At 66.7% G+C, this 7,081-nt stretch carries 7 protein-coding genes and 2 pseudogenes; all 9 read left to right on the top strand.

Annotated features, from left to right (window positions below; genetic code table 11):
* Positions 1-606, top strand: a pseudogene (locus tag J5F18_RS16225) (hypothetical protein); the annotation flags it as partial.
* Between the two features lie 186 nt (positions 607-792).
* The gene (gene glyA / locus J5F18_RS16220; RefSeq protein ID WP_346299581.1) at positions 793-2,058 is read left to right on the top strand and encodes a serine hydroxymethyltransferase; all 1,266 of its coding nucleotides are present in this window, start codon (positions 793-795) and stop codon (positions 2,056-2,058) included.
* 252 nt (positions 2,059-2,310) lie between these two features.
* Entirely contained in the window at positions 2,311-3,723 is a 1,413-nt protein-coding gene (locus J5F18_RS16215) for an MBL fold metallo-hydrolase (protein ID WP_346299580.1), read from the top strand.
* Between the two features lie 119 nt (positions 3,724-3,842).
* The gene (locus J5F18_RS16210; RefSeq protein WP_346299579.1) at positions 3,843-4,340 is read left to right on the top strand and encodes a hypothetical protein; all 498 of its coding nucleotides are present in this window, start codon (positions 3,843-3,845) and stop codon (positions 4,338-4,340) included.
* Between the two features lie 85 nt (positions 4,341-4,425).
* A complete protein-coding gene (locus J5F18_RS16205) occupies positions 4,426-4,617 on the top strand; it encodes a DUF2892 domain-containing protein (protein WP_346302259.1) in 192 nt (63 codons plus the stop codon).
* Between the two features lie 201 nt (positions 4,618-4,818).
* Positions 4,819-5,466, top strand: a complete 648-nt coding sequence (locus tag J5F18_RS16200) for a peroxiredoxin (RefSeq protein WP_346299578.1) — start codon at positions 4,819-4,821, stop codon at positions 5,464-5,466.
* A 39-nt stretch (positions 5,467-5,505) separates the two neighbouring features.
* Positions 5,506-5,777: pseudogene (locus J5F18_RS16195) on the top strand (MBL fold metallo-hydrolase); the annotation flags it as partial.
* 179 nt (positions 5,778-5,956) lie between these two features.
* Positions 5,957-6,823 (top strand): MBL fold metallo-hydrolase, encoded by an 867-nt coding sequence (locus J5F18_RS16190; protein WP_346299577.1) that lies wholly within the window; start codon positions 5,957-5,959, stop codon positions 6,821-6,823.
* Positions 6,824-6,833: 10 nt separating this feature from the next.
* A partial coding sequence (locus J5F18_RS16185) for a SulP family inorganic anion transporter (protein ID WP_346302258.1) occupies positions 6,834-7,081 on the top strand: 248 nt, incomplete at its 3' end.

Genomic DNA, 7,081 nt, shown 5'->3' with positions numbered 1-7,081 from the left:
CTGGAGCTCGACCTGGCGCGGCTGATCGACCTGGCCCCGGCCGAGGAGCGCACCCAGCTGCGCATGATCAGCAACGTGCTCACCGACGGCAGCGGCCGTCTGCGCCTGGATGCCGACTTCGACGCCGAGTGGGAGGAGCGCAACGGCCATACGCGCCTGGCCAGCGACGGGCACATCGACCTGGTGGATGCCCTGCGCCTGGCCCACCGCGTGGAACTGCCGGTACGGCTGCCCGAGGGCGTGAGCGCCGCGGAGCTGTTCACCGACGAGGGGCTACTGGAGGCCGCCACCCTGCTTGGCGGCGAGCTGCGCCTGACCCTGGGCGACCGCGGGCTCTTCCCGCGCCTGCTGACCCTGGGCGCGGCCATGCAGGGCGTTACCGAACCCCAGTACCTGGAGCAGGCCCGCACCCAGGCCATGGGCTTCGGGATGATGCTCGGCCCCCAGGTGCAGGCCGTGCTCACCGGGCTGGTGGCGCTGATGGAAGGCAGCGCGCAGGAGCTCGAGGTCCTTGTCACCCTGCCCGCCGAGAGCCGCCTGGACCGCCTGGCCGACGACCCCCTGGCGCTGCCCGACCGTCTCGACATGAGCGTCGAGACGCGTTGACGCCATGGCCAAGGCCCCCCAGCCCAACCGTAGCGCAGATTCTGCGCGATGGTGATCCAGGGGCGTGGGCGACGGCCCGCATGAATGCGCTGCAGCCCGGGATGATCGCCTTTCATGTGAAAGCGCTCTGGGGGTGGGGTATCATGCTGGCCTCAGATTTCCCCCTTGATGCGAGGTCCCCCGCCCATGTTCAGCCGTGACATGACGATTGCCGGTTTCGATGATGTGCTCTTCGACGCGATGCAGAAGGAAGTCGCCCGTCAGGAAGCGCACATCGAGCTGATCGCCTCCGAGAACTACGCCAGCCCCCGGGTGATGGAGGCCCAGGGCAGCCAGCTCACCAACAAGTACGCGGAAGGCTATCCCGGCAAGCGCTACTACGGCGGCTGTGAATATGTCGACATCGTCGAGCAGCTGGCCATCGACTACGCCAAGCAGCTGTTCGGCGCCAGCTACGCCAACGTCCAGCCCCACTCCGGCTCCCAGGCCAATGCCGCGGTCTTCCAGGCGCTGGTCAAGCCGGGCGATACCGTGCTGGGCATGAGCCTCGACGCCGGCGGCCACCTGACCCACGGCGCCAAGCCCAACTTCTCCGGCAAGCACTACCACGCCGTGCAGTACGGCATCGACGAGAGCGGTCGCATCGACTACGCGGAAGTGGCGAAGCTGGCCCGCGAGCACAGGCCGAAGATGATCATCGCCGGCTTCTCCGCCTACTCCCAGATCATCGATTGGGCCAAGTTCCGCGAGATCGCCGACGAGGTGGGCGCCTACCTGCTGGTCGACATGGCCCACGTGGCCGGTCTGGTGGCCGCCGGCGTCTACCCGACCCCGCTGCCCCACGCCCACGTGGTCACCACCACCACCCACAAGACCCTGCGCGGCCCCCGCGGCGGCCTGATCCTCTCCAGCGAGGGCGACGAAGCCATCGAGAAGAAGCTGCATTCGGCGGTCTTCCCGGGCGGACAGGGCGGCCCCCTGGAGCATGTCATCGCCGCCAAGGCGATCTGCTTCAAGGAGGCCATGGACCCCGAGTTCAAGACCTACCAGCAGCAGGTGGTGAAGAACGCCCAGGCCATGGCCGCCGTCTTCATCGAGCGCGGCTATGAGGTCGTCTCCGGCGGCACCGAGGACCACCTCTTCCTGCTCGCGTTGATCAAGCAGGGCCTGACCGGCAAGGACGCGGACGCCGCCCTGGGCCGCGCGCATATCACCGTCAACAAGAACGCCGTGCCGAATGATCCCCAGAGCCCCTTCGTCACCTCCGGCCTGCGCATCGGCACCCCGGCGGTGACCACCCGCGGCTTCGGCGAGGGCGAGTGCCGCGAGCTCGCCGGCTGGATCTGCGACATCCTCGACGTCATGGCCAAGGGGCAGGACACCGCCGCCATCGAGGCCGAGGTGAAGGCCAAGGTCGAGGCCCTCTGCGCCGAGTACCCGGTCTACCGCTGAGCCCTGAGTCGCCCTGTCGTCGCGGTTTGCCACTGACGTCGGTGCAGCGCCGATCCAGCGGCGGTTCCGGTCGACCTTCTCGACCACGCCCCGCGCCGTGAGAACGGCGCGGGGCGTGGTCGTTGTCAATGCCAGCACCGGCCAAGAGGACGGACACCTCCTGGCCTGATGGGCACCTTTGCACCGATCCAGTATGCTGCCAATAAGCGTGCGGCACGCGCGGCACGTCCGCTGGCAAAGGAGCCCACCACCATGTCGACATTGACCTTCCAGGGTGCGGTGAAGGAAGTCACCGGCTCTCGCTATCTGATCGAGGTGGACGGCGACGGCGGCGGGTCGAAGAAGCTGCTGCTGGAGTGCGGGCTGCACCAGGGCGGGCCCGACGCCGACCGCGCCAACGAGCGGCCCTTCGGTAAGCTGGCCGGCGAGATCGACGCGGTGGTGCTCTCCCATGGTCACCTGGACCACTCCGGCCTGCTGCCCAAGCTGGTGCGCGAGGGCTTCGGCGGCCCGATCCACTGCACCCGGGGCACCCGCGACCTGCTGGAGATCATGCTCCAGGACGCCGCCTTCATCATGGCCAAGGACGTGGAGTGGGAGAACAAGTGGCGCCGGCGCGACGACAAGCCGCTCATCGAGCCGCTCTATGAGCTGGAAGACGTGGAGCGCACCCTGGCGCTCTGCGAATCCCACCCCTACGGTCAGCCGGTCGGCCTACCCGGCGGCGCCACCCTGGTGTTCCGCGATGCCGGGCATATCCTCGGCTCGGCCATTGTCGAGCTGACAATCCCCTCCGGCGGCCAGCAGAAGCGGCTGGTCTTCTCGGGCGACCTGGGCAACCCCAGCTCGGTGCTGATGCGCGACCCCGACAAGGTCTTTGAAGCCGACGTGGTGCTGCTCGAGAGCACCTACGGCGATCGTGACCACCGCCCCCTGGACGAGACCCTGGAGGAGTTCGCCCGGGTGCTGGAGGAGGCCCACGAGGCGGGCGGCAACGTGCTGATCCCCGCCTTCGCGGTGGGGCGCACCCAGGAGATCCTCTACCACCTCAGCGTGCTCTACCACGAGGGGCGGCTGCGCCAGCAGTTGGTGTTCCTCGACAGCCCCATGGCGATCAAGGTCACCGAGCTCTACCACCGGGCGCGCAAGGCGCTGGATGCCGAGGACCTCAAGGTGCTCAACATCGCCGCCAGCGGCGACACCCGCCAGTACCTGCCGATCCTGCGCATGACCCGTACGGTGGAGGAATCCATGGCCATCAACCGCATCCACGGCGGGGCCATCATCATCGCCGGGGCCGGCATGTGCACCGGTGGGCGCATCATCCACCACTTTCGCTACAACCTGGAGAGGCCCAATACCCGCCTGGTGATCGTCGGCTTCCAGGCTGCCGGCACCCTGGGTCGCCAGCTCATCGACGGCGCCGAGCGGGTGCGCGTGCTGGGCCAGGACCTGGCGGTCAAGGCGAAGGTGCACACCATCGGCGGCTTCTCCGCCCACGCCGGCCAGACCGACCTGATCGGCTGGGCCGGCGCCTTCCGCAATAGCCCCCGCGTCTATCTGGTCCACGGTGAGCCCGAGACCCAGGAGGCCTTCAAGACCGCCCTGGCGGCAAGCGGCATCGAGGCCGAGATCCCCGCCTACGGCGATCGCATCGAGCTCTGAAGCGGTTGCCTTTCGCTTGACCTGAATCAAGTGCGACGTCTTGCCCCATGCCATCCATGATAGGGCTGGTCTATCCTTGGCCAATGTTGGTTTTCGACATTAGCTTAGAGGATTTAGTTATGAAAAGGGTTTGGCTGAGCAAGAGTCCCGCGGTATCCCTGCTCACCGGTGCGTTGCTGAGTGCCGGCCTGTCACTTCCTGCCCTGGCCGGCAGTCATGGCGGCGGTGATGATCATGGTCACGACGACTATGCCTACGCCGACAAGGCCCTGTTTATCGTGACCAGCGACTCCCTGCAGACCCAGGGCATGGCGATGATCCTGGCCAATGCCATGCGCGAGCAGGGCACCACCCCGCATATCCTGCTCTGCGACGCCGCCGGTGAGCTGGCCATCGAGGGCTACGAGAGCGAGACCGAGCTCGGCCCGCGCGGCGTCAAGCCCGAGGGGCTGATGCAGATGATGATGGGCGAGGGGGCCAGCGTGGAGGTCTGCGCCATCTACCTGCCCAACACCGACCACGAGGAAGGCGACCTGCGCGAGGGCGTCGGCGTGGCGACACCGGGCGCCATGGCCGAGATGATGCGCGACCCCAAGGTCCCGGTCTTCAGCTTCTGAACCCCTTCGCCCAGGTGAGGCCGCCGGCTACCGCTGGACCGCCGGCGCGCTGTCACCCGGCCCTGTGAGGAGAGTCACCGTGAACATGAAAACCAATGTGGGCGGTGCCGACAAGATCGCCCGCATCGTCATCGGCGCCTTGCTGATCGGCCTGGCCCTGACCGGCGTCATCGGCGCCTGGGGCTGGATCGGCATCCTGCCCCTGGCCACCGGCCTGCTCAACTTCTGCCCGGCCTATGGCCTGCTGGGCATCAATACCTGCAAGCTGAAGAAGTAGCCTGGGGCGGGCAAGAGCCTGCTCTCTCGATGGCGTCATCGCTTCGCGGCGATGGCGCCATTTCTTTTTCAGGTCAGTCAGTTAGGTTTTCTATCGTGATCATCGTCAGGTTCAATTTGTCGGTATATCCATTTTGGGAATAAAATTATAACCGAAATATAGGTGAGGCTCGCTCACCGCCACCCCTGAAGGAGAAGCATGATGGATAATCCGACCCCGCAGCCCGTGATGCCCCAGCTCAACCGCCCGGCGCCGGACTTCACCGCCAAGACCACCCATGGCGAGAAGTCCCTGGCCGACTACCAGGGCAAGTGGCTGGTGCTGTTCGCCCACCCCTCCGACTTCACCCCGGTGTGCACCACCGAATTCTCGGCCTTTGCAACCCGCGCCGAGGACTTCAAGGCGCTGAACACCGAGTTGCTTGGCCTGTCCGTGGACAGCGTGCACTCACATATTGCCTGGGCGCGCAGCATCAAGCAGAACTTCGGCGTGGAGATCCCCTTCCCGATCATCGCCGACCTGAACATGAAGGTGGCCCACGCCTACGGCATGATCCAGCCCGGCGCCAGCGACACCGCCGCGGTACGCGCCACCTTCGTCATCGACCCGGAGGGGGTGCTGCGCGCCATGCTCTACTACCCGATGACCAACGGTCGTTCCGTCGATGAGGTGCTGCGCCTGGTGAAGTCGCTGCAGACCAGCGATGCCCACGGTGTGGCCACGCCCGAGTCCTGGCAGCCGGGCGAGCCGGTGATCGTGCCGCCGCCCGCCACCATGGAAGGCGCCGAGGCGCGCGCCAGCGAAGGCTACGAGTACACCGACTGGTACTTCTGCAAGAAGGCCCTGTAAACCGAGCACCACCTGGCCCCGGCAGCCTGCCGGGGCCACTTCCCCGGCGGTGACGCCCACCAGCTGTGGTGCTCCATCCAGACGATCCTGGCGCTGCCGGACGATACCCGGCTGTTCACCGGACGCGACTACATGCCGGGAGGCCGAGAGCCGGTGTGGGAGAGCAGCGTGCGCGAAGCGCGGGACAGCGAGCTGCCGATGCCCAAGCTGATCCTGCATGCCCTGCAGGTGAATTCGCGGGGTGGCCACCTACCGGAGACCGAGGTCAATGGCAAGCGCTACTCAAGATCCCGCTGGATGCCCTGGAGGGGCCGCCTGGGAGTAGTGGCCGGCGCCTGGCCTGCGCGCCTCATCGCCCTCGAGGCTGGGGGTGTTTTCCTCAGGACAGGGGAATGGTGCCGCATATATCAAAATAATCTATCTTTATAACATTTGTTGGGCTATGCTGGACCCAGCAAGCAGCGACTCACCATGACGGAGGTTGTCAGCCATGTCTCGGCCTATCGTGACCCACTTCTTCGACGAGCCCACCAACACCTTCAGCTACGTGGTGCAGGATCCCGACAGCCACTCCTGCGCCATCCTCGACTCGGTGCTCGACTTCGACTACGCCGCCGGGCGCACCGATACCCGTTCCGCCGACGAGATCATCGCCTTCGTGCGCGAGCACGGGCTCGAGGTGGAGTGGATCCTCGAGACCCATGTCCACGCCGACCACCTCTCCGCGGCGCCCTACCTGCATGAGGCGCTGGGTGGCAAGACAGGCATCGGTGCCAAGATCACCGTGGTCCAGGACGTCTTCGGCAAGGCCTTCAACGCCGGCACCGAGTTCGCCCGTGACGGCAGCCAGTTCGACCGCCTCTTCGAGGAGGGTGACACCTTCACCATCGGCAACCTGGAAGGGCGGGTTCTGCACACTCCGGGCCACACCCCGGCCTGCCTGACCTATGTGATCGGCGACGCCGCCTTCGTCGGCGACACCCTGTTTATGCCCGACTACGGCACCGCCCGCTGCGACTTCCCCGGCGGCAATGCCCGCACCCTCTACCGCTCCATCCAGAAGGTGCTGGCGCTGCCCGACGAGACACGCCTCTTCCTGTGCCATGACTACAAGGCGCCGGAGCGCGAGGCGTACCAGCACGAGACCAGCGTGGCGGAGCAGCGCGACCATAACGTCCACGTGCACGAGGGCATCAGCGAGGAGGCGTTCGTGAAGATGCGCACCGAGCGCGATGCCACTCTCGACATGCCGAAGCTGATCCTGCCCTCGGTGCAGGTCAACATGCGCGCCGGGCACATGCCGCCCGCCGAGGACAACGGCCAGGTCTACCTCAAGGTGCCGATCAACAAGTTCTGAGGCCCGCCCCGTGACCCCCAAGCGCTACCTGCCCATCCTGCAGTGGCTGCCCGGCTACGGCCGGGCCACCCTCGGCAGCGACCTGCTGGCGGCGGTGATCGTCACCATCATGCTGATCCCGCAGTCGCTGGCCTACGCCATGCTGGCCGGGCTGCCGCCGGAGGTGGGCCTGTATGCCAGCATCGCGCCGCTGGTGGTCTATGCGGTGTTCGGCACCAGCCGCACGCTGGCGGTGGGGCCGGTGGCGGTGGTCTCGCT

The sequence above is a fragment of the Halomonas sp. BM-2019 genome (assembly GCF_017584085.1).
Note: the sequence above shows the minus strand (reverse complement) of the source record. Positions and strands in the feature narration are given on the sequence as shown.

What these genes read in the sequence shown, in the direction of transcription:
- J5F18_RS16210 (WP_346299579.1), top strand. Translation starts at nt 3,843, where the DNA reads ATGAAAAGGGTTTGGCTGAGCAAGAGTCCCGCGGTATCCCTGCTCACC.
- J5F18_RS16215 (WP_346299580.1), top strand. Translation starts at nt 2,311, where the DNA reads ATGTCGACATTGACCTTCCAGGGTGCGGTGAAGGAAGTCACCGGCTCT.
- J5F18_RS16200 (WP_346299578.1), top strand. Translation starts at nt 4,819, where the DNA reads ATGGATAATCCGACCCCGCAGCCCGTGATGCCCCAGCTCAACCGCCCG.
- J5F18_RS16190 (WP_346299577.1), top strand. Translation starts at nt 5,957, where the DNA reads ATGTCTCGGCCTATCGTGACCCACTTCTTCGACGAGCCCACCAACACC.
- J5F18_RS16205 (WP_346302259.1), top strand. Translation starts at nt 4,426, where the DNA reads ATGAAAACCAATGTGGGCGGTGCCGACAAGATCGCCCGCATCGTCATC.
- glyA (WP_346299581.1), top strand. Translation starts at nt 793, where the DNA reads ATGTTCAGCCGTGACATGACGATTGCCGGTTTCGATGATGTGCTCTTC.